At 72.4% G+C, this 937-nt stretch carries 1 protein-coding gene; it reads right to left on the reverse strand.

Annotation, left to right across the window (positions count from 1 at the left end):
- Nucleotides 1-74 precede the first annotated feature (74 nt).
- Entirely contained in the window at nt 75-905 is an 831-nt protein-coding gene (locus E2651_RS43425; protein ID WP_135336752.1) for an MBL fold metallo-hydrolase, read from the reverse strand.
- Between the last annotated feature and the right edge of the window lie 32 nt (nt 906-937).

Below are 937 nucleotides of genomic sequence, written 5' to 3' on the forward strand. Positions count from 1 at the left end.
GCTGCTGGGCTGAGCTGGGCTGCTGGGCTGGGCTGAGCTAGAGGGGGCTGGGCTGAGGTGAGGTGAAACGGCCGTCAGATCAGGCCGTGTTCCCGCAGGTAGTCCAGTTGTGCCCGGACCGAGAGTTCCGCCGCCGGCCAGAGCGAGCGGTCGACGTCCGCGTACACGTGGGAGACGACGTCCGCGGGCGCCACGTGGCCGTTCTCGACGGCCGTCTCCACCTGGGCCAGGCGGGTCGCGCGGTGCGCGAGGTAGAACTCGACGGCGCCCTGCGCGTCCTCCAGGACCGGGCCGTGGCCCGGCAGGACCGTGTGTACGCCGTCGTCGACCGTCAGCGACCTGAGGCGGCGCAGCGAGTCCAGATAGTCCCCCAGGCGGCCGTCAGGGTGCGCCACGACCGTCGTACCGCGGCCCAGGACCGTATCCCCCGTCAGCACGGACTGATCGGCCGGGAGATGGAAGCACAGCGAGTCCGCGGTGTGGCCCGGCGTCGACACGACGCGCAGCTCGAGGCCGCCCGTCGTGATGACGTCACCCGCGGCGAGTCCCTCGTCGCCGAGCCGCAGCGCCGGGTCGAGGGCCCGCACCTTGGTGCCGGTCAGCTCGGCGAAGCGGGCGGCGCCTTCCGCGTGGTCGGGGTGGCCGTGGGTGAGGAGGGTCAGGGCTACGCGCTGTCCGGCCTTCTCGGCGGTGGCGATGACGTTCTGGAGGTGCGCGTCGTCCAGGGGGCCGGGGTCGATGACGACCGCGAGGCCGGAGTCCGGCTCCGCGACGATCCATGTGTTGGTGCCGTCGAGGGTCATCGCGGACGCGTTGGGAGCGAGCACGTTGACGGCGCGGGCCGTTGCGCGACCGCTGAGAACTCCACCCCGAGGCTGTCCGGGAAGGGCGGCGGCTTCGGTCATGCGGGGTTACTCCCGTTCAGGTGAGGTGGGGC

This window comes from Streptomyces sp. MZ04, assembly GCF_004684775.1.
Classification (GTDB): domain Bacteria; phylum Actinomycetota; class Actinomycetes; order Streptomycetales; family Streptomycetaceae; genus Streptomyces.

Bases quoted from the DNA above. Each gene is read 5' to 3' on its own strand.
- E2651_RS43425 (WP_135336752.1), bottom strand. From the start codon at position 905: ATGACCGAAGCCGCCGCCCTTCCCGGACAGCCTCGGGGTGGAGTTCTC.